This is a genomic window from Rhodanobacter sp. Soil_C_14, assembly GCF_057657335.1.
The window spans coordinates 81,607-100,066 of record NZ_JBDGIQ010000008.1; the positions used below are offsets into that span (position 1 = coordinate 81,607).

At 66.8% G+C, this 18,460-nt stretch carries 18 protein-coding genes and 1 pseudogene; 9 read left to right on the top strand and 10 right to left on the bottom strand.

Translation table 11 applies throughout. The features are described from left to right. The first annotated feature begins 19 nt into the window (after positions 1-19). The 3 genes from AC3A56_RS16445 (at position 20) to AC3A56_RS16455 (ending at position 3,612) form a co-directional block, all read left to right on the top strand. Positions 20-2,302 carry a DUF1631 domain-containing protein gene (locus AC3A56_RS16445; protein ID WP_487771062.1) on the top strand — a complete coding sequence of 761 codons (2,283 nt, stop codon included), beginning with the start codon at positions 20-22 and terminating at the stop codon, positions 2,300-2,302. Continuing rightward, the gene (gene nadC, locus AC3A56_RS16450) at positions 2,299-3,156 is read left to right on the top strand and encodes a carboxylating nicotinate-nucleotide diphosphorylase (protein WP_487771063.1); all 858 of its coding nucleotides are present in this window, start codon (positions 2,299-2,301) and stop codon (positions 3,154-3,156) included. Before AC3A56_RS16445 ends, nadC begins: the two co-directional genes overlap by 4 nt. Positions 3,157-3,225: 69 nt before the next feature. Further along, on the top strand, positions 3,226-3,612 hold the full coding sequence (locus AC3A56_RS16455) for a DUF3301 domain-containing protein (protein WP_056717308.1): 387 nt from the start codon (positions 3,226-3,228) through the stop codon (positions 3,610-3,612). Between the two features lie 63 nt (positions 3,613-3,675). Here the strand turns inward: AC3A56_RS16455 and AC3A56_RS16460 are convergent, their stop codons facing one another. The 5 genes from AC3A56_RS16460 to petA form a co-directional block, all read right to left on the bottom strand. Further along, positions 3,676-4,107 carry a ClpXP protease specificity-enhancing factor gene (locus tag AC3A56_RS16460; protein ID WP_487771101.1) on the bottom strand — a complete coding sequence of 144 codons (432 nt, stop codon included), beginning with the start codon at positions 4,105-4,107 and terminating at the stop codon, positions 3,676-3,678. A 10-nt stretch (positions 4,108-4,117) separates the two neighbouring features. Beyond that, positions 4,118-4,756, bottom strand: a complete 639-nt coding sequence (locus AC3A56_RS16465; protein ID WP_007807971.1) for a glutathione S-transferase N-terminal domain-containing protein — start codon at positions 4,754-4,756, stop codon at positions 4,118-4,120. A gap of 70 nt (positions 4,757-4,826) precedes the next feature. Continuing rightward, positions 4,827-5,567, bottom strand: coding sequence for a cytochrome c1 (locus AC3A56_RS16470; RefSeq protein WP_056717310.1), 741 nt, complete (start codon positions 5,565-5,567; stop codon positions 4,827-4,829). Positions 5,568-5,580: 13 nt separating this feature from the next. Beyond that, a complete protein-coding gene (locus AC3A56_RS16475) occupies positions 5,581-6,882 on the bottom strand; it encodes a cytochrome b (RefSeq protein ID WP_056717311.1) in 1,302 nt (433 codons plus the stop codon). Next, positions 6,882-7,487 (bottom strand): ubiquinol-cytochrome c reductase iron-sulfur subunit, encoded by a 606-nt coding sequence (gene petA / locus AC3A56_RS16480; protein ID WP_056767037.1) that lies wholly within the window; start codon positions 7,485-7,487, stop codon positions 6,882-6,884. Before petA ends, AC3A56_RS16475 begins: the two co-directional genes overlap by 1 nt. Before the next feature lie 164 nt (positions 7,488-7,651). On the opposite strand from petA, the gene AC3A56_RS16485 reads away from it, so the two are divergent. After that, a complete protein-coding gene (locus AC3A56_RS16485; RefSeq protein WP_056717312.1) occupies positions 7,652-8,824 on the top strand; it encodes a S1C family serine protease in 1,173 nt (390 codons plus the stop codon). A gap of 25 nt (positions 8,825-8,849) precedes the next feature. Here the strand turns inward: AC3A56_RS16485 and AC3A56_RS16490 are convergent, their stop codons facing one another. Then, a complete protein-coding gene (locus tag AC3A56_RS16490) occupies positions 8,850-10,007 on the bottom strand; it encodes a lytic transglycosylase domain-containing protein (RefSeq protein WP_487771064.1) in 1,158 nt (385 codons plus the stop codon). Between the two features lie 271 nt (positions 10,008-10,278). Here AC3A56_RS16490 and miaB point away from each other — a divergent pair. Then, positions 10,279-11,622: pseudogene (gene miaB / locus AC3A56_RS16495) on the top strand (tRNA (N6-isopentenyl adenosine(37)-C2)-methylthiotransferase MiaB); the annotation flags it as partial. Beyond that, positions 11,619-12,110, top strand: coding sequence for an N-acetyltransferase family protein (locus tag AC3A56_RS16500; protein ID WP_487771065.1), 492 nt, complete (start codon positions 11,619-11,621; stop codon positions 12,108-12,110). The pseudogene miaB and the gene AC3A56_RS16500, both read left to right, overlap by 4 nt. 20 nt (positions 12,111-12,130) lie before the next feature. On the opposite strand, the gene AC3A56_RS16505 is transcribed toward AC3A56_RS16500, so the two are convergent. Genes AC3A56_RS16505 through AC3A56_RS16520 form a run of 4 tightly spaced genes read right to left on the bottom strand, consistent with a single transcriptional unit; the run spans position 12,131 to position 15,832 of the window. Beyond that, complete coding sequence (locus AC3A56_RS16505) at positions 12,131-13,240, bottom strand: ABC transporter permease (RefSeq protein WP_487771066.1); 1,110 nt, start codon at positions 13,238-13,240, stop codon at positions 12,131-12,133. Continuing rightward, positions 13,237-14,169 (bottom strand): ABC transporter ATP-binding protein, encoded by a 933-nt coding sequence (locus tag AC3A56_RS16510; RefSeq protein WP_487771102.1) that lies wholly within the window; start codon positions 14,167-14,169, stop codon positions 13,237-13,239. The genes AC3A56_RS16505 and AC3A56_RS16510 overlap by 4 nt, the downstream gene beginning before the upstream one ends. A 23-nt stretch (positions 14,170-14,192) precedes the next feature. Beyond that, positions 14,193-15,161 carry an HlyD family secretion protein gene (locus tag AC3A56_RS16515; protein ID WP_487771067.1) on the bottom strand — a complete coding sequence of 323 codons (969 nt, stop codon included), beginning with the start codon at positions 15,159-15,161 and terminating at the stop codon, positions 14,193-14,195. Further along, positions 15,158-15,832 (bottom strand): TetR/AcrR family transcriptional regulator, encoded by a 675-nt coding sequence (locus tag AC3A56_RS16520; protein ID WP_487771068.1) that lies wholly within the window; start codon positions 15,830-15,832, stop codon positions 15,158-15,160. Before AC3A56_RS16520 ends, AC3A56_RS16515 begins: the two co-directional genes overlap by 4 nt. Positions 15,833-15,932: 100 nt before the next feature. On the opposite strand from AC3A56_RS16520, the gene AC3A56_RS16525 reads away from it, so the two are divergent. From AC3A56_RS16525 to AC3A56_RS16535, 3 genes are all read left to right on the top strand, one after another. Then, positions 15,933-16,913: a PhoH family protein gene (locus tag AC3A56_RS16525; RefSeq protein WP_487771069.1), complete on the top strand. Its 981-nt coding sequence runs from the start codon at positions 15,933-15,935 to the stop codon at positions 16,911-16,913. Then, complete coding sequence (gene ybeY / locus AC3A56_RS16530) at positions 16,910-17,371, top strand: rRNA maturation RNase YbeY (protein ID WP_487771070.1); 462 nt, start codon at positions 16,910-16,912, stop codon at positions 17,369-17,371. The genes AC3A56_RS16525 and ybeY overlap by 4 nt, the downstream gene beginning before the upstream one ends. 217 nt (positions 17,372-17,588) lie before the next feature. Beyond that, the gene (locus AC3A56_RS16535) at positions 17,589-18,428 is read left to right on the top strand and encodes a CorC family transporter (protein ID WP_056717322.1); all 840 of its coding nucleotides are present in this window, start codon (positions 17,589-17,591) and stop codon (positions 18,426-18,428) included. Positions 18,429-18,460 lie beyond the last annotated feature (32 nt).

Here is an 18,460-nt window from a genome sequence, read left to right on the forward strand (position 1 = left end):
ATGTTCCAGGGGTTTGGCGATGAATGAAGCCACCGATACGTCCCGAGTCGTCAGCCTGAGCCAGCGCATGGATCCGGCCAGTGAACGCGTGGGCGAATTGCTGAGTGCGGTGCGGAACATCGCCGGCAAGCACTTGCAGCAGTGGACCGGCAATGCGTTCGAGCACGTCGACGACGCCTTATTCGACCTGGCCGAAAAGGCCGAGAACAATGCCACCCAGATGCACTATTTCGACGGCATGCGCGAGGTGCGCAAGCGCCGGCCCGCGGTGGAGCGCAGCTTCCTCGGCGCGGTAAGCCGCAACATTGCCGAGCTGGCCCATCCGCCCAAGACCGAATCGATGAACGTGCCGTCGCCGCTCGGTGGCGTAGAACTTTCGCTGGTGGCGGACAACGAACTGGAAGAATCGCTGGCAATCACCAGCATGATCGGCAAGAACGAATCGCGGCTTTCGCGCGACCTGTTCTCGGTCAACCAGCGGCTGTCGGTCATCTGCGGCGGCCACAAGGTGGACGATGCAGGCAATCCGGTGGGGCCGGCCGTGCTGGCGCAAGCCTTCCGGCAGGCCCTGCACGAACTCAGCGCCGACATGCGCGTCAAGCTGATCATCTACAAGCTGTTCGATCGCTACGTGCTGTCCTGCCTCGAAGAGCTTTACCAGGACATCAACACCGAGCTGGTGCGCGCCGGCGTGTTGCCGCAACTGCGCCACGAGATCACCCGCGGCGGCGCCAAGTCGGGGGCGTCGAGCGCGCTGGCCGGAGGCGCGGATTCCGCCAACGGTGGCGCTGACGAGGCCGGCGATATTCCGAGCGACCTGCTGCAGACCCTGCATGCCCTGTTCAGCGCGCGGCGCCCGCACGCCGGCGTCGGCCTGGGCGCGGCGAGCCTGCCCAGCGGCCCGCTGCCGTCGGCCAACGAGTTGCTCGGTGCATTGAGCGTGCTGCAGAGCCAGATCGCGACCGCCGGTCCACTGCCGCATGCGCAGCCGGATGATGCCGCGGAACTGAGCCGCGAGGTGCTGCAGCTGAAGGGCCAGTTGCTGACCCAGCTCGGCGCCCTGCGTGGCGAGAAGCCCAGCCACGTCGCCACCATCGATGAAGACACCATCGACCTGGTCGGCATGCTGTTCGAATTCATCCTGGAAGACCGCAACCTGCCTGCCGCGATGCAGGTGATGCTGGCGCGCCTGCAGATCCCCTATCTCAAGGCGGCGATCCTCGACCGCAAGCTGTTCGCCCATCGCCAGCATCCTGCGCGGCGGCTGCTCGATTGCCTGGCCGAGCAGGCCAAGGGCTGGTCGCAGGAATCCGACCGCGACCAGCGCCTGCACGACAAGGTGAAATGGATCGTCGACCAGCTGCTGCACGATTTCGACGATGACATGGGCATCTTCGACCGCCTGCTGGTCGATCTGCAGCAGTTCCAGGATGCCAACAAGCGGCGTTCCGAACTGGCCGAGCAGCGCGTGGCCGAGTCCACCCGGGGCCGCGAGAAGCTCGAGCAGGCGCGCCGTCGCGCCGCCCGCGAGATCCTCGATCGCATCGGCGAGAACAAGTTGCCGCCGCTGGTGCACGGCGTGCTGGCGCGGGCCTGGGCCAACCACCTGGTGCTCACCCTGTTGCGCGAGGGCGAGGATTCGCCCGCCTTCAAGAGCGCCCTGCGCTTCATCGACGAATTCATCGCCAGCACGCGCACGCCACACGATGTCCAGAGCCAGCAGGTGCTGCGCCAGATGCTTCCGGGCATCGAACGGGCGTTGCGGCAGGGCCTGGCCAACGTGGCGTTCCAGGAACAGGACGTGGAGCGCCTGCTGGCGCAGTTGCACACGTACTACCGTCAGCAACTGGGCGAAGCGCTCGGTCCGGCCGAGGTCGTCACCGTCGAGGAAGACGCCGCGATGCTGGCGATCCCCGACAACATCCAGCCCATCGTCGAAAGCCGCAATGCGCAGCAGGACGAACTGGAGGAAGAGGTCGCCGAGGTTCCGCTGGACAGCCCGGAATGGCATCAGGTGCTGGCGCTGCAACCCGGTACCTGGCTGGAGTTCTGCCTGCCCGACGAGGCCATGACCCGCGCCAAGCTGTCCTGGATCAGCCCGATGAGTGGCCGCTACCTGTTCGTCAACCGGCGTGGCCTGAAAGTGGCCGACTACTCGCCGCAGGAGCTGACCGGGCTGATGACCGATGGCCACGCCCGCGTGCTCGCCGCGAACGCGCTGTTCGACCGGGCGATGAGCGCGATCGTGGGCAAGCTCAGCCAGCCCGACCACCCGGCCCCCGCAGATACCACCGCCGAATGACCCAGCCGTCACCGCTCACGCCACCTGCCGCCGATCAGATTGCCCTGGATATCGAACGTGCCCTTGCCGAGGATCTCGGCGCGGGCGACGCGACGGCGGACCTTCTTCCCGTCGATGCCCAGGCCCATGCGGTCCTGACCTGCCGCGACGATGCGGTGATCGCCGGCACGGCTTGGTTCGACGCCTGTTTCCGCCGCATGGACCCCGCGGTGCGGATCGACTGGCAGGTCCGTGATGGTGAGCGCGTGGCGCCGGGCACGGTGATCTGCCGGCTTTCCGGCCATGCCCGCTCGCTGGTCACCGCCGAACGTTCGGCTCTGAACTTCCTGCAGTTGCTTTCCGCCACCGCCACCCTCACCGCAAGCTACGTGGCAGCGGTGGCCGGCACCGGCACGCGCGTGCTGGATACCCGCAAGACCATCCCGGGCCTGCGGATCGCCCAGAAATACGCGGTGCGGTGCGGCGGTGGCCACAACCATCGCATCGGGCTGTATGACGCGATCCTGATCAAGGAAAACCACATCATCGCCGCCGGCAGCATTGCCGCCGCCGTCGTGGCGGCGCGCCGCTCGCACTCCAGCCTGCTGCTGGAGATCGAGGTGGAGAATCTCGACGAGCTGGAACTGGCCCTCGAGGCCGGCGTGGACCGCGTCATGCTGGACAACTTCACGCTGTCGGACATGCATGAAGCGGTGAGCCGTACCGCCGGCCGGGTGGCGCTGGAGGTCTCCGGCAACGTCGACCTGGGGACGATCGGCGAATACGCCCGCACCGGCGTGGACTTCATCTCGGTCGGCGCGCTGACCAAGCACGTGCACGCCGTCGACCTGTCGTTGCGCCTGCAACTGGACTGACCGAAGCGCCGGCCGGGCCATCGGCTCCGGCGGCTTGCACTGGGTCGACGGCACCCACACACTGAAGGCATGAGCGACGTCTTCAACCTCCTGCTGCTGCTTGGCCTTGTCGCCATCGTGGCCGCGTGGCTGAAGCTCAGCACTGCCCGCGAGCGGGCGGTGCTGGAGGCCCGGCGCCAGTGCGAGCAACACGGCCTGCAACTGCTTGATGAAACGGTCGGGCTGCGCGCCCTGCGGCTGCGCCGGGTCGATGGCCTGCTGCGGGTCGAACGCTGCTACGGTTTCGAGGTGAGCATCGATGGCCACGATCGCGAACCGTGCCGACTGTGGATGCTGGGAAACAGCCTCAGCGGCCTCAGCCTCCCGGTGATCGAGCTGCTGCCCCACGAGGTCCCGGCCAACCGGACCGACAACGTGGTGCCGCTGCGTCCACGCAAGATCGACCGCCTGCACTGACCGGCGGTCACGCCGGCCCGCCTGCCTCACGCCCCAACGGCGCGGGGCCACGAATCCTCCGCGCTACTTCACCACCCGCAGATGCGGTGCGCTGCGCTTCGGCTTGGAACCCGCATCCTCCGCGCCGCTGGTGCCCGGCGTGCTGTCGTCCGGCTCGGGCGCGGACGGCGGCGGGTCGCCACCCTCCTCGTCGGCGGGGAACATCATGCCCTGGCCGTTCTCCTGCGCGTACAGCGCCAGCACGGCCAGCACCGGGATCTGGATCGACTGGCTGACACCGGAGAAACGCGCCTGGAAGCTGATCCAGTCATTGCCCAGGTCGAGGTTCGCCACCGCCCGCATCGCCAGGTTCAGCACGACCTGGCCGTTCTTGATCACCTGCGGCGGCACCCGCACGCCGGCAAACGTCGCATCCACCAGGATGTAGGGGGTCAGTTCGTTGTCGCTGATCCAGTCGTAGATCGCCCGCAGCAGATACGGCCGATTGGACGTCATTGGCACTACTTCATTCTTGCTCATGGTCCTGCCGCATCGCCTTTTCCTGATCGGTCATGCTGCGCGCAAAACCCTGACTGTGAAACAACCGCTCGCCGTAATCGATCAGCGGCTTGCCTTCCCTGCCCAGATCCACGCCCAGCCACGGCAGTCGCCAGATGACCGGCGCCACCAGGCAATCGGCCAGGCTCATTTCGGGATTGAGGAAGAACTTCGCCGCCTTGAACAGCGGCACGGAAGCCAGCAGATGCTCGCGCAGGCGCTTGCGGGCCGCGTCCGCCGGCCGGCCACCGGCACGGATGATGTCGACCTCGACCAGCCAGTCCTTCTCGATGCGCACGGCCGCCACGCGCAGCCGCGCCCGCGACTGCGGATCGATCGGCATCAGCGGGGGGTGCGGGTAGCGTTCGTCGAGGTACTCGCAGACCACCGAGGTATCGAACAGGGTCAGGTCGCGATCGACCAGGGTCGGCGTGCTGGCGTAGGGATTGAGGTCGATCAGGTCCTCGGGAGGACGTGCCGGATCAACCAGGACGCGTTCGTAGCTGACCCCCTTGGCGGCAAGAACCAGCCGGGCGCGATGACATTGCACGTCATCGGCGGTGGTGTAGAGCGTCAATACGGTACGCGAGCGAGCGCTTGGGACCATGCGCAATTCCCCATCGGTGAGACGACTGCGGCGGCTCGTGGCCGCCGCAGTCGGTTGATGCCATCGGGCTTCAGTGAACGTCCTTCCAGTATTCCTTCTTCAGCATGGCTGCCAGCAAGGTGAAGAACGCCAGGAACAGCAGCACCCAGATGCCGTAATGGTGACGCTCCAGCGCCGCCGGCTCGGAGGCATATTCCAGGAACGTGGTCAGGTCGCGACTGGCCTGCTGGAACTGGGCCGGCGTCAGCTTGCCCGGCTGCGACAGCACCAGCTTCTCGACCCTGGCGTCTTCACCCGGCTTGGCCTCGGTCATCACCGCCGTCTGCAGGCCCTGCAATTCCCACAGCGGGAACGGCATCGACGCGTTCGGGAATACCGTGTTGTTCCAGCCGACCGGACGGCTCGGGTCCAGGTAGAACGAGTTGAGGTACGCGTTGACCCAGTCCGGGCCCTTGGCGCGCACTTCCAGCGAAAGATCCGGCGGTGCCTTGCCGAACCACTTGGCCGCCATGTCCGCCGGCATGTGGGAAACCACGGGTTCACCGAACTTGGCGCCGGTGAAATTGAGGTTTTCCATCACTTCGGCTTCGGTCAACCCCAGGTCGCTGGCGATCCGCTCGTAACGCATGTACTTGAGCGAGTGGCAGCCGACGCAGTAGTTGAAGAACAGCTTGGCACCGCGCTGCAGCGAAGCCTGGTCCTGCACGTTGGTGCCGGCGGGCGGCAGGCCGCCCTCTTCCGACGCCTGCACCGAGGCACTGCCGACGATCAGACTGAACGCCAACGCCACCGGGAAGATGTATCGCTTCATTAGCAGCTGCCGCTTAGTCATGCGTCGTCACCCGTTCCGGAACCGGCTTGGTCTTTTCCCAGCCGAAGTGTGTATAGACCCAAAGGAATGCGAAGAAGCCGAAGTAGATCAGCGTCATCAGGCGACCGAACAGGTTTTCCCAGAACGTCACGTCGACATCGCCGAACCAGACCGGGATCACTTCGGCGGTGATGCCCGCGCCGACCGCACCCAGCGCGATGAACGACACCACGAACAGGCCCAGTGCCACCTTGAAGCCGGTGCCGCGGTAGCGGATCGACTTGACCTTGCCGCGGTCGAACCAGGGCAGCGCGAACAGCACCGCGATGGCGCCGAACATCGCCAGCACGCCCCACACGGCGGAGCCGAGGAAGGACGGGATCATGCGCACGATCGCGTAGAACGGGGTGAAGTACCACACCGGCTTGATGTGCGACGGCGTCGCCAGGTTGTTCGCCGGGATGAAGTTGTCGTGCTCGAGGAACCAGCCGCCGAAGGTCGGCGCGAAGAAGATGATGAAGGCGGCGATCAGCAGGAAGAAGCCCACGCCAACCAGATCCTTCACCGTGTAATACGGGTGGAACGGGATGCCGTCTGCCGGTTTCAGCGCATCCCAGCGGTTGCCCTTGGGACCCTTCTTGATCTCCACGCCATCGGGGTTGTTCGAACCCACTTCATGCAGGGCCGCGATGTGCAGCACCACCAGCAGCAGCAGCACGATCGGCAGCGCGATCACGTGCAGGGCGAAGAAGCGGTTCAAGGTGGCGTCGGCGGGCAGGAAGTCGCCCATGATCCATTCCACCAGCGTGTTGCCGATGTAGGGGATGGTGCCGAACAGCGAGATGATCACCTTGGCGCCCCAGAACGACATGTTGCCCCACGGCAGCACGTAGCCCATGAAGGCTTCCGCCATCAGCACCAGGAAGATCAGCATGCCGAGCAGCCACACCAGCTCGCGCGGCTTCTTGTACGAGCCGTACATGATGCCGCGGAACATGTGCAGGAACACCACCACGAAGAACAGCGAGGCGCCGGTGGAGTGCATGTAGCGGATCAGCCAGCCCCACTCCACGTCACGCATGATGTACTCGACCGAGTTGAAGGCTCCCGCCGCACTCGGGTTGTAGTTCATGGTGAGGAAGATGCCGGTGACGATCTGGTTGATCAGCACCAGCAGGGCGAGCGAACCGAAGTAGTACCAGAGGTTGAAGTTGTTCGGCGCGTAATACTCGGTCATGTGCGCGCGGTACATCGGCGCCATGCCGGGTGCGCGTTCGTTGACCCAGTCACCGACTCTCGTGAATACGTTGGCCATTAGCCAGCCTCCTTCGGATCCACGCCAATCTGGATGGTGCTGTCATCGATGAAGTGATACGGCGGCACCGGCAGGTTCTTCGGCGCCGGAACGCCCTGGAACACGCGACCGGCCAGGTCATAGCGCGACTTGTGGCAGGGGCAGTAGAAACCGCCCTTCCATTCCGGATCGAACGGCTCGGGCTTGATCTCCGGCACGAAGTCCGGGACGCAGCCCAGATGCGTGCAGATGCCGATCATGACCAGCCATTCCGGCTTGATCGAGCGTCCTTCGTTCTGCGCGTACTTCGGCTGCTGGTCGGCGGAAGCGCCGTCGGACTTGGGGTCGACCAGACGCGAGTCCACCATCGGCAGGGTCGCCAGCTGGGCCTTCGTGCGGTTGAGCACGAACACCGGCAGGCTGCGCCACGATACGGTCAGCAATTGCCCCGCCTCGATCTTGGCCAACGATTGGGTAACCGGAGCGCCAGCGGCCTTGGCACGCGCGCTGGGTTCCCACGACTTGATGAAGGGCACAGCCGCCGACACGATTCCGATACCACCAACCACCGCAGTGGTTGCTGTCAGGAAACGGCGGCGGCCATGATCGACGACTTCGTTCGCCATCAGGCTCTCCGGATTACATTGCTTGCCATTGAGACACAGGCGTTTTGGTGCCTGCAAAAATCGCGTTAGTGTAGCGTCAGGCCCTGCCCCGTACAATAAACGGCATCACGGCGAAGTCCAGCCGCCACACCACTCGCCACGATCGCCGGGACCCATCCTCCGACATGAAACATGCCGCCGGCACGCTCCTGTTCATTGCCCGCTTCGCCATTCTCGGCCTGGCCATGGCCTTCGTGGTCGGCCTGTTCTGGCCGGGCAGCGGCGAACGGCTGCGTGCGCGCTTCGGGCTGACCGAACCGGCGCACGCACCGGCGACCAGCCAGCCCCGGGTCGGCAACGGGCCCGTCTCCTACGCCGACGCGGTGGCCGCCGCAGCGCCCTCGGTGGTCAACATCTACGCCAACAAGATCGTCACCGAGCAGGCCGTGCGGATGTACGACAACCCGGTGCTGCAGCAGTTGTTCGGTGGCCAGCCGACGACCTACCAGCATCGGGAACAGACGCTGGGCTCGGGGGTGATCGTCAACGCCCAGGGTTACGTGCTGACCAACAATCACGTGATCGCCCATGCGGCCGACATCCAGGTGCTGCTGTATGACGGCCGCATCGCCCAGGCCCGCCTGGTCGGCGCCGACGAGGAATCCGATCTGGCCGTGCTGAAGATCGACGCCAGCAATCCGCCGGTGATCCCGATCGCCAGCGAAGACCCGCGGCCGGGCGACGTGGTGCTGGCGATCGGCAACCCGCTCGGGCTCAACCAGACCGTGACGATGGGCATCGTCAGTGCGATCGGCCGCCAGTTGAACAGCTCCAGCGCCGAGGATTTCATCCAGACCGACGCGGCGATCAACCTGGGCAATTCCGGCGGCGCCCTGGTCAACGCCGAGGGCCAGCTGGTCGGCATCAACACCTTGCTGATCGGCAAGGCCGCCGGCGCCGAAGGCATCGGCTTCGCGATACCGGTCACCACCGCGAAGAAGGTGCTGGACCAGATCATCGCCACCGGCCACGTGGTGCGCGGCTGGCTCGGCGCCGACTATGCCTTCGTGCCGGTCGCGGCCAACAGCGGCTTGCCGGCGGCAGCCCGCGGCGCCCTGGTCACCAACGTCTATCCGGGCAGTCCGGCTGCCGTGGCCGGCATCAAGCCGCGCGACATCCTGCTGCGCATCGGCAGCGAGGACATCCTCGATCCGGCCAGCCTGCGCCGCTCCGAGGCGGCGCTCAAACCGGGCAGCGAGGTCGAGATCTCGGGCTTGCGCAACGGCAGCCCGTTCCACGTCGAGGCCACCGTGGCGCAACGACCCGCGATGGGCACGAACGCGCTGTCCAGCGACTGACGGCATCCGGCGAGAACCTTCCGGCTCAGGGCGCGGAGTTCGGTCCCCGCGCAGCCAGTGACTGGTGGATCGCCGCGCCGTAGCGCTTGCGCAAGGTCCCCACCCGCTCCACGTAGACCTGGGTCTCCGCATACGGCGGCACGCCGTTGTAGCGCTGCACGGCACCGGGGCCGGCGTTGTAGGCCGCGGCGGCCAGTCGCTCGTCGCCGTTGAAGTCACGCAGCAGCAGGCTGAGGTAACGTGCGCCGCCGCGGATGTTCTGATCGCTGTCGAACGCGTCCAGCACGCCCATGTCACCGGCCGTACCGGGCATCAGCTGCATCAGTCCCTGCGCGCCCGCGATGGACAATGCGCGTGGATTGAACGCGCTCTCCGCATGGATAATCGCCCGCAGGAACGCTTCGTCGACCCCATATTCCACGCTGGCGGCGCGAATCGTATCCGCGTACGCGGTCAGGTTGAGCGCCACGCTGCCCCAGCGCACCGTCGAATGCAGGTTGCATGCGGCGCAGGTGGCAATATAGGTGAACAGCATGGTGACGGCGCGGCCACGCGTGCCACCGACCTGGGGCAGGTTGGTGTATTCCACGCTGCCATCCGCCCGCACGATGCGGTAGACCGCACCGCGCAGCACCTTGTCAGCCGCTTGCCCGGTCGCCTTCGGCGCAGCGACGGGAGCCGGTGACTCGCGATAATTCCACTGGCCGGGCATGGCTGCGGCGGGGCTTCCGATCGCGGTCGCTGCGGTGGCCACCGAGCCCTGCACGGAAGCCAGGGACACCTTGCCGGCCGGCGCGGGGCCGATCGGCGTCGCGCTGGTTTCGACCGTTCCATGCACGTCGGTCAGCGCCGCGGCTTCCACGCTGCCGTCCACCAGCTTGCGGGCGGAGGTCGTCACCGCGGAGGACACCCCGGTCAGCGACACCCGGGGCCGCGGTGCCGGCTTGCGCCGGAACGCGGGCGCAGCGTAGCTGCTGATCGCGCGGCAACCGTGATAGCCGACCTTGCTGCTGCTGTACACCGTCTCGCCGTTGGCGCCGGTGCATTGATACAGCACGCCGGCCCGGGCTGACGGCCACCACAGCAGGCCGCAGGCCAGCGCGACCCCGCAAAGGATCGTGCGTAATGGGAAGCCCCGGAGCAGTCGACCGACGCTTCCCCCATGACCTGCGACGTCGAACATGGGCGCAGTGTGCCGCCATGCGTCGCCAGCGCCAAGTCCGCGGCGGCGATTTCGTGCGCCATGCAGCGTTCCGGCCGCTGGCCGACGCGTGACCGGAACCGCGTACGGCGGCACCGGGCTGCCGGCCGACAAGCCGCAAGTGCTTGATCCGGCATGGCGAATTACTGGCAGGCGGGCGCCCGCGCGGGTAAACTGCACGGCTAACACGACGGCACCTCGTGCCTCACGAACCACGGTATCCCCAGTCATGAGCGGCAACCCGACGCCTCCAAAACTCTTCATCAAGACCCACGGTTGCCAGATGAACGAGTACGACTCGGCCAAGATGGCCGACGTGCTGAAGGCGTCGCACGGCATGGAGCTGACCCAGGACGAATCCGAGGCGGACGTGATCCTGATCAACACCTGCTCGATCCGCGAGAAGGCGCAGGAAAAAGTGTTCAGCCAGCTCGGCCGCTGGAAGCAGCACAAGAAGGACGGCAAGCCGGTGCTGATCGGCGTCGGTGGCTGCGTGGCGAGCCAGGAAGGCGACGCCATCGTCAAGCGCGCGCCGTACGTCGACCTGGTGTTCGGCCCGCAGACCCTGCACCGCCTGCCCCAGCTGATCGAACAGCAACGCGCCAGCGGCAAGCCGCAGGTCGACATCAGCTTCCCCGAGATCGAGAAGTTCGACCGCCTGCCCGAGCCGCGCGCCGAAGGCCCGACTGCCTTCGTCTCGATCATGGAAGGCTGCTCGAAATACTGCAGCTACTGCGTGGTGCCATACACCCGCGGCGAGGAACTCAGCCGTCCATTCGACGACGTGATCGTCGAGGTGGCCAAGCTCGCCGCCCAGGGCGTGCGCGAAGTGAACCTGCTCGGCCAGAACGTCAACGCGTATCGCGGCGCCACCTTCGATGGCGGCATCGCCGACCTGGCGGTACTGATCCACGCGATCGCCCAGATCGACGGCATCGGCCGCATCCGCTTCACCACCTCGCATCCGCTGGAGTTCTCCGACTCGCTGATCGAGGCCTACGCCAACGTGCCGCAGCTGGCCAACTACCTGCACCTGCCGGTGCAGGCCGGCGCCGACCGCATCCTTTCCGCGATGAAGCGCGGCTACACCGCGCTGGAATTCAAGCAGAAGATCCGCAAGCTGCGCGCGGTGCGGCCGGACATCTGCGTGTCGTCGGATTTCATCGTGGGCTTCCCCGGCGAGACTGCCGAGGATTTCGAGAAGACCATGAAGCTGATCGACGACATCGGCTTCGACCAGAGCTTCTCCTTCATCTTCTCCTCGCGTCCCGGCACGCCGGCGGCAAACCTCGCCGACGACACGCCGGCCAGTGAAAAGCATGAACGCCTGTCCCGTCTGCAGGCCGCGATCAACGCGAATGCGAAAGCGATCAGCCAGGCGATGGTCGGCAGCGTGCAACGCGTGCTGGTCGAAAAGCCCAGCACCCGCGACGCCAGCGAACTGACCGGCCGCACCGAGAACATGCGCTTCGTCAACTTTCCCGGCCATCCGCGCCTGATCGGCCAGTTCGTCGACGTGGAGATCACCGAGGCGATGAGCAATTCGCTGCGCGGGCGGGTGAAGCTGGCCGACGAAGTCGCCGCACTGGCGTCATGAGCGAGCTGGTGATCCGGGAACTCGGCGCGGACGAGTTCGTGCGCGTGTGGCCGTTCTTCCAGGCGATCGCTGCCGGCGGCGATACCTACACCTATCCGCGCGACATCACCCTCGAACAGGCCCGCTCCATGTGGACCACGCCGCCGGCACGCTGCTTCGTGGCCGAACGTGACGGCCAGGCACTGGGCTGTTACCGGCTGGCGCCCAACCAGATGGGTCCTGGCGACCACGTGGCCAACGGCAGCTACATGGTGGCGCCGCAAGCGCGCGGCCAGGGCGTGGCGTCGGCTTTGTGCGAGCACTCGCTGGAACAGGCGCGCCGGGCCGGCTTCAGCGCGATGCAGTTCAATGCCGTGGTGGCCAGCAACACCACCGCCGTGCGGCTGTGGCAGCGCCACGGCTTCAGCATCGTCGGCCAGGTGCCCTGTGCGTTCCGTCACGCGCAGCTCGGCCCCACCGATCTCTACGTGATGCATCGAACCCTGTAGCCGGCGGGCGACGAAGCGGCTCAATCCAGCCGTTTGCGGAAACGCAGGATCGCCAGCGTCATCATCACCAGGGTGAACGTCGCCAGCGCGAGCACGTCGCCCCACATCTCCCATAGCCCCGCGCCGCGCAACATCACGCCGCGGATCAGCCGCAGGAAATGGGTCAGCGGCAGCAGCTCGGCGATCCACTGCACCAGCTTAGGCATGCCGGCGAACGGGAACATGAAGCCGGACAGCAGGATCGACGGCAGGAACACGAAGATCATCATCTGCATCGCCTGGAACTGCGACTGCGCGCGAGTGGAGATCAGCAGGCCCAGGGTGAGGTTGGCGAGGATCAGCAGGCTCGATGCCAGGTACACGTCGAGCACGCTGCCGCGGATCGGCACGTTGAACAGCCACATGCCCAGCGCCAGCACCACGCTGGTCTGCACCAGGCCGATCGCCACGTAAGGCAACACCTTGCCGACCATCAGCTCGGAACGGGTCAGCGGCGTGGCGATCAGCAGCTCCATGTTGCCGCGCTCGCGTTCACGCACGATCGCGATGGCGGTGAACAGCACCATGGTCATGGTCAGGATCACGCCGATCAGGCCCGGCACGATGTTGACCGCCGAACGGCGCTGCGGGTTGTAGAAGGCGACCACGCTGATCCGTCCGCCCGCCGGCGTGCTGGTCATCGGCGCACGCATATCGGGCCGGGCACTGTCGATCGGCACCTGCGCCAGTTGCGCGGCGGCGCCCTGCACCGCCGTGTCGCTGCCGTCGACCAGCACCTGCGCCAGCTCGCGGCCGTCGATGCGGCGGCGCTCGAAATCCGGCGGCACCACGATGCCGATGCTGATCTTTCCACCCCGGATCATCGCCATCAATTCCTGCGGCGTGTCCGCTTTCGCGACCGGCGCGACCACGCCGGTGGCCAGCATGTCCATCACCAGTGCCCGCGAGCCGGCGGTGTTGGCCTGGTCGGCGATGCCGGTGGCCAGCCCGCGCAGGTTGGTGTTGATCGCGTAGCCGAACAGCACCAGCTGGATCACCGGGATGCCCACGATCATCGCCAGCGTGACGCGGTCGCGGCGCATCTGGCGCAGTTCCTTGATCACGATCGCCCACAGCCGGCGCCAGTTCATGCGGCGCGCTCCTTAGCCCCGTCGCCCTTGCGCGTCGCGGCGACGAACACGTCTTCGAGGTTGGGTGGCACCGGCGCCACCTCGGCCTTCGACCCGGCGGCCGCCAGTGCCTCGTCCATGCGCTGCGTCGCGTCGCCGGCGTCTTCGGCAATCAGCACGCGCAAGGTGTTGCCGACCTGGGCCACGCCGAGCACGCCCGGCACGTCGACCAGCGCGCGCTGGGCTGCCCGCGGGTCGGCCGTGTCGACAACGAAGGTGCGTCCATCCAGCTCGGCGTTGAGTTCGCCCGGCGTGCCGTCGGCGACCAGCACACCGCGATCGAGGATCGCCAGCCGATGGCAGCGCTCGGCCTCGTCCATTAGATGTGTGGACACCAGCAAGGTAGTACCGATGTCGGCCAGCTCGAACAACTTTTCCCAGAAGTCGCGGCGCGATTCGGGATCGACCGCGCTGGTCGGCTCGTCCAGGAACAGCAACTCCGGTTCGTGGATCACCGCGCACGCCAGCGCGAGGCGCTGCTTCTGTCCACCGCTCATGCTGCCGGCGAGCTGCTGCTGCCGATCGCCGAAGTGGTATTGCTCGATCAGTTCGTCGATGCGGCCCTTCGTCTTCGCCTTCGGCACGCCCTGGATGGCGGCCAGGAATTCAAGGTTCTCGCGCACGCTGAGGTCCTCGAACAGCGAGAACTTCTGCGTCATGTAGCCGATGTGCGGGCGCAGTTCGTCGGCCTGCGCCGGGATCTTCAGGCCGAGCACCTCGATCTCGCCATCGGTCGGCGTCAGCAGGCCGCACAGCATGCGGATCGTGGTCGACTTGCCGGAACCGTTCGGGCCCAGGAAGCCATAGACACGCTTCGCCGGCACTTCGAGGTCGACGTGATCGACCGCGACCAGCTTGCCGAAGCGCCTGGTCAGGCCGCGGGCGCGGATCGCCACGCTGTCGGCATCGGTGGTCACTTGCTGGACTCGCGAAATTCGACGCGCACCGGCAGACCGGCGGGGAGCTGAGCCGCATCCGCACCCAGCGTCACTTCGGCCAGATAGCTCAGCCGTGCCGCGTCGTCGCCGATCAGCGCGTAATAGGGAGTGAAGTCCGGCTCGCTGCGGATCATCCGCACCTTGCCGGCATACGGTTGCTCGCGGCCGGTCACGAAGACCCGGATCGCATCGCCGACGTGCACGCCGGCGCGCTGCTGCACCGGCACGTAGATGCGCGCATACGGCGCATCGCCGGCCAGCAGGATCGCCACCGGCGCACCCACCGGCGCCTGGTCGCCGAGCTTGTACGGCAGGCTGTCGATCCGCCCGGCGCGCGGCGCCACGACTGCGAGTTTGCCCAGCAACACCTGCTGCGCATCGACTTGCGCCTGCGCCGCGGCCACCGCGGCCTGCGCCTGTGCGAGCTGCTCGGGGCGCGTGCCGTGCAGCAGTTCGTCCAGCGCCGCGCGCGAGGCGTCCACCTGGCCGTCGGCGTTGCCGGCCGCGGCGCGGGCGCGATCCAGATCGGCCGCGGCCACGTAGTTCTGGCCCTTCAGCGGAAGCATGCGGTTGTAGTACGCGCGGGCTTCGCGCGCCTGCGCCTGCGCCGCCGCCAGGTTTGCCCGCGCCTTGGCGATGTCCTCGCTGCGCGGTCCGGTCTGGAGTTCGGCGAGCACTTCACGTTGCTGCTGCAGTTGGGCTTCGGCGGCAGCGAGCTGGGCGCGGGTATGCGCGGGGTCCAGTTGCAGCAGCGGCCGGCCCGCCTTGACCTGTTCGCCCTCGCGCACGTCGATCGCCACGATGCGTTCGGCAGCCGGTGCCGGCAAGGTGATGCGGTCGAATTCGAGCGTGCCCAGCGCCTGCGGTGGCTGCTTGGCGCAACCGGCAGTCATGACGAGCATCAGCGCCGCCAGGGAGCGGTACATCAGGGCCGCAATCTTCATGGAGTTTCTCCCGGTTCCGCCGTGCCGATACCGTTTCCAAGCAAGGCCAGTGTGTGCCTGAGCATGACCTCGGCTCCCAGCTCTTCGGCGCCGAACGCGCGTCGCCAGATCGGCGCGCCCGCGGCGGGAAACAGGGTCAATCCGACCAGCGAGACGACCAGCAGGCGCGGGTCCAGCGCCGCATTCAGCCGTCCATCCGCCTGCGCCGCCGCGAAACGTTGCGCCAGCAACTGCGGCACGCCCGGCACGCCCTGGGTGAACAGCACTTCGCGCAGCGCACCGCCTTCGCACAGCACCTCGCGCACCCACAGCGGCGGCAACCAGGGATGGTGCACGACCAGTTCGCCGATGCCGCGCACGAAACCCTCGATCAGTGCGGCAGGATCGTCCCCGGCATGTTCAAGTTGCGTGCGCAGCGGCGCCAGCGCCGGCAGCAGACGCTCGTCGATCAGCGCCTGCTGCAGTCGCGCCTTGTCGCCGAAGTAGTAATGCAGCATCGCCGGGGTGACGCCGGCCTCCGTGGCGATCGCCCGCAGCGAGGTGGCGGCGATCCCGGTGCGCGCGAACTGCGCGATCGCCGCATCCAGCAGGCGCCGGCGCAGGTCCTGATCGTCACCGCTGGGTCGGCCGGCACGGCGACCCGCTTTTGCGCGCTTGTTCGAGGCGGTCATGTGCGTAAATTAATTCATCAATTAATTATTTGCAAATTGCTTGTCATGCGGGCTTTCGGCCATGGCCCTTCCGTCGGCGGCGCGCTACTCTCGCGCCCCTATGAGCGAACTCAACCAGCGCGACTTCACCCTCGACCCCGAAGACAACGCCCGCCTCGCCAACCTGTGCGGGCCGTTCGACGAGCACCTGCGCCAGATCGAACTGCGCCTCGGCGTGGAGATCAACCACCGCGGCAGCATCTTCCAGGTGATCGGCGCGGACGACCCGGCCAAGGCCACCGAAAAAGTGCTGCGTGCGCTGTATGCCAGCACCGAGGACGAGGCACTGACCGGCGCGAAGATCAACCTGCACCTGGCCGAATCCGGCGTCGACGCGATCGCCGAAGCGGACGCCGGGGAAGCGCAGGAAGTGGTGATCAAGGTCAAGCGTGGCGTGATCAAGGGCCGCGGCCCGAACCAGGCGCGCTACCTGCACGCGATCGCCAGCCACGACATCAACTTCGGCGTGGGCCCGGCCGGCACCGGCAAGACCTACCTCGCCGTGGCCAGCGCGGTCGAGGCGCTGGAGGCGAACCGGGTGCAGCGGCTGATCCTGGTGCGGCCGGCAGTCGAGGCCGGCGAGAAGCTGGGCTTCCTGCCCGGCGACCTCAGCCAGAAGGTCGATCCTTACCTGCGCCCGCTGTACGACGCGCTGTACGAGATGCTCGGCTTCGAGAAGGTGGCCAAGCTGATCGAGCGCAACGTGATCGAGATCGCGCCGCTGGCCTACATGCGCGGGCGCACCTTGAACGATTCCTACGTGATCCTCGACGAGGCGCAGAACACCACGGTCGAGCAGATGAAGATGTTCCTGACCCGGATCGGTTTTGGCACGGTGGCGGTGATCACCGGCGACGTCACCCAGGTCGACCTGCCGCGCCAGACTCGCTCCGGCCTGCGCCAGGCGATCGAGGTGCTGCGTGGCGTCAGCGGCATCAGCTTCACCTTCTTCACCTCACGCGACGTGGTGCGCCATCCGCTGGTGGCGAAGATCGTGCGGGCGTACGAGTCGTTCGAGCAGAAGGACGAAGGCAGCGAATGAGCGCGCCGGTGATCCTCGCCGTCGGCTACGCCGTACCCCGCGCCGGCTTGCCCGCGTCGGCCAGTTTCCGCCGCTGGGTGGAGGCGGCGCTGCGTGGCGCCAGACGTCGCAAGAGCGTCGAGCTGGCGATCCGCATCGTCGACGCCGACGAAGGCCGCGCGCTCAATCGCGATTTCCGCGGCAAGGATTACGCCACCAACGTGCTGTCGTTCCCCGCCGAACTGCCGCCCGGCATGAACCTGCCGCTGATCGGCGACCTGGCGATATGCGCCCCGGTGGTGCTGCGCGAGGCCGCCGAACAGGGCAAGGCACCGCGCGACCACTGGGCCCACCTCACCGTCCACGGTGTGCTGCACCTGCTCGGCTACGACCACCTCGTGGACGCCGAAGCCGAGGCGATGGAAGCGCTGGAAACCCGCATCCTGGCCGGCCTCGGCATCGCCGACCCCTACGCCTGACGTGCTTGCTCCCTCCCCTGCAAAGCAGGGGAGGGTCGGGGTGGGGTCCGCTCTTGATCTTCCCCGCCCCTCGCAGCAACCCCCTCACCTGAAGGACTCCCTCCGGTCGCCAACCTCCTCCTGCACACAGGGGGAGGAGCAACAGTGCCCTGAACCATCGCGATTTTTCCGCTAGAATCGGGCTTCCGCCCGTTTTCGGGCAGAATCCCAACGAGTGATGAGCGACGACCCCGGCAGTACCAGCGGCCCGGCCCACCGAACCTGGTGGGATCGACTGGGCCACATGTTTTCCGGCGAGCCACGCAACCGCGACGAACTGATCGAGGAATTGCGCTCCGCCCAGACCAACGGACTGCTGTCCGTGAACACCCTCACCATGGTCGAGGGTGCGATCAAGGTCACCGAACTCAGCGTTGACGACGTGATGGTGCCGCGCGCGCAGATCGTGATGCTGGCGGCCGAGTCACCGCTGCCCGACATCCTCGCCGCCGTGGTCGAATCCGGCCACTCGCGTTTCCCGGTGCACGGCGAGGACAAGGACGAAATCCTCGGCATCCTGCTGGCCAAGGACCTATTGAAGTATTTCGGCGCCGCCGAACACTTCGACATCCGCGCGATCCTGCGCCCGGCCGTGCTGATCCCCGAATCGATGCGACTGAACGTGTTGCTGGAAGAATTCCGCCTGAGCCGCAACCACATGGCGCTGGTGGTCAACGAATACGGCGGCGTCGCCGGCCTGGTCACCATCGAGGATGTGCTCGAGCAGATCGTCGGCGAGATCGACGACGAACACGACGACGAGGAAGAACCGGAGCTGATGCACGAGCAGCCCGGCGGCGACTGGCTGGTCAGCGCCTTGACGCCGATCGAGGATTTCAACGAACAGACCGGCGCCGACTTCTCCGACGAGGAGTACGACACCGTGGGCGGCATGGTCACCTCCGAGTTCGGCCACCTGCCCGAGGTCGGCGAGGAAGTCAGCATCGGCGACTACCTGTTCCACGTTACCGAGGCCGACGATCGACGGGTGCAGGGCTTCCGCGTGGTGCGCCAGTAGACTCCATCACGCCCTCTGCGCGGGGCCGGATC

Bases quoted from the DNA above. Each gene is read 5' to 3' on its own strand.
- AC3A56_RS16445 (WP_487771062.1), top strand. From the start codon at position 20: ATGAATGAAGCCACCGATACGTCCCGAGTCGTCAGCCTGAGCCAGCGC.
- nadC (WP_487771063.1), top strand. From the start codon at position 2,299: ATGACCCAGCCGTCACCGCTCACGCCACCTGCCGCCGATCAGATTGCC.
- AC3A56_RS16455 (WP_056717308.1), top strand. From the start codon at position 3,226: ATGAGCGACGTCTTCAACCTCCTGCTGCTGCTTGGCCTTGTCGCCATC.
- AC3A56_RS16460 (WP_487771101.1), bottom strand. From the start codon at position 4,107: ATGACGTCCAATCGGCCGTATCTGCTGCGGGCGATCTACGACTGGATC.
- AC3A56_RS16465 (WP_007807971.1), bottom strand. From the start codon at position 4,756: ATGGTCCCAAGCGCTCGCTCGCGTACCGTATTGACGCTCTACACCACC.
- AC3A56_RS16470 (WP_056717310.1), bottom strand. From the start codon at position 5,567: ATGAAGCGATACATCTTCCCGGTGGCGTTGGCGTTCAGTCTGATCGTC.
- AC3A56_RS16475 (WP_056717311.1), bottom strand. From the start codon at position 6,882: ATGGCCAACGTATTCACGAGAGTCGGTGACTGGGTCAACGAACGCGCA.
- petA (WP_056767037.1), bottom strand. From the start codon at position 7,487: ATGGCGAACGAAGTCGTCGATCATGGCCGCCGCCGTTTCCTGACAGCA.
- AC3A56_RS16485 (WP_056717312.1), top strand. From the start codon at position 7,652: ATGAAACATGCCGCCGGCACGCTCCTGTTCATTGCCCGCTTCGCCATT.
- AC3A56_RS16490 (WP_487771064.1), bottom strand. From the start codon at position 10,007: ATGTTCGACGTCGCAGGTCATGGGGGAAGCGTCGGTCGACTGCTCCGG.
- AC3A56_RS16500 (WP_487771065.1), top strand. From the start codon at position 11,619: ATGAGCGAGCTGGTGATCCGGGAACTCGGCGCGGACGAGTTCGTGCGC.
- AC3A56_RS16505 (WP_487771066.1), bottom strand. From the start codon at position 13,240: ATGAACTGGCGCCGGCTGTGGGCGATCGTGATCAAGGAACTGCGCCAG.
- AC3A56_RS16515 (WP_487771067.1), bottom strand. From the start codon at position 15,161: ATGAAGATTGCGGCCCTGATGTACCGCTCCCTGGCGGCGCTGATGCTC.
- AC3A56_RS16520 (WP_487771068.1), bottom strand. From the start codon at position 15,832: ATGACCGCCTCGAACAAGCGCGCAAAAGCGGGTCGCCGTGCCGGCCGA.
- AC3A56_RS16525 (WP_487771069.1), top strand. From the start codon at position 15,933: ATGAGCGAACTCAACCAGCGCGACTTCACCCTCGACCCCGAAGACAAC.
- ybeY (WP_487771070.1), top strand. From the start codon at position 16,910: ATGAGCGCGCCGGTGATCCTCGCCGTCGGCTACGCCGTACCCCGCGCC.
- AC3A56_RS16535 (WP_056717322.1), top strand. From the start codon at position 17,589: ATGAGCGACGACCCCGGCAGTACCAGCGGCCCGGCCCACCGAACCTGG.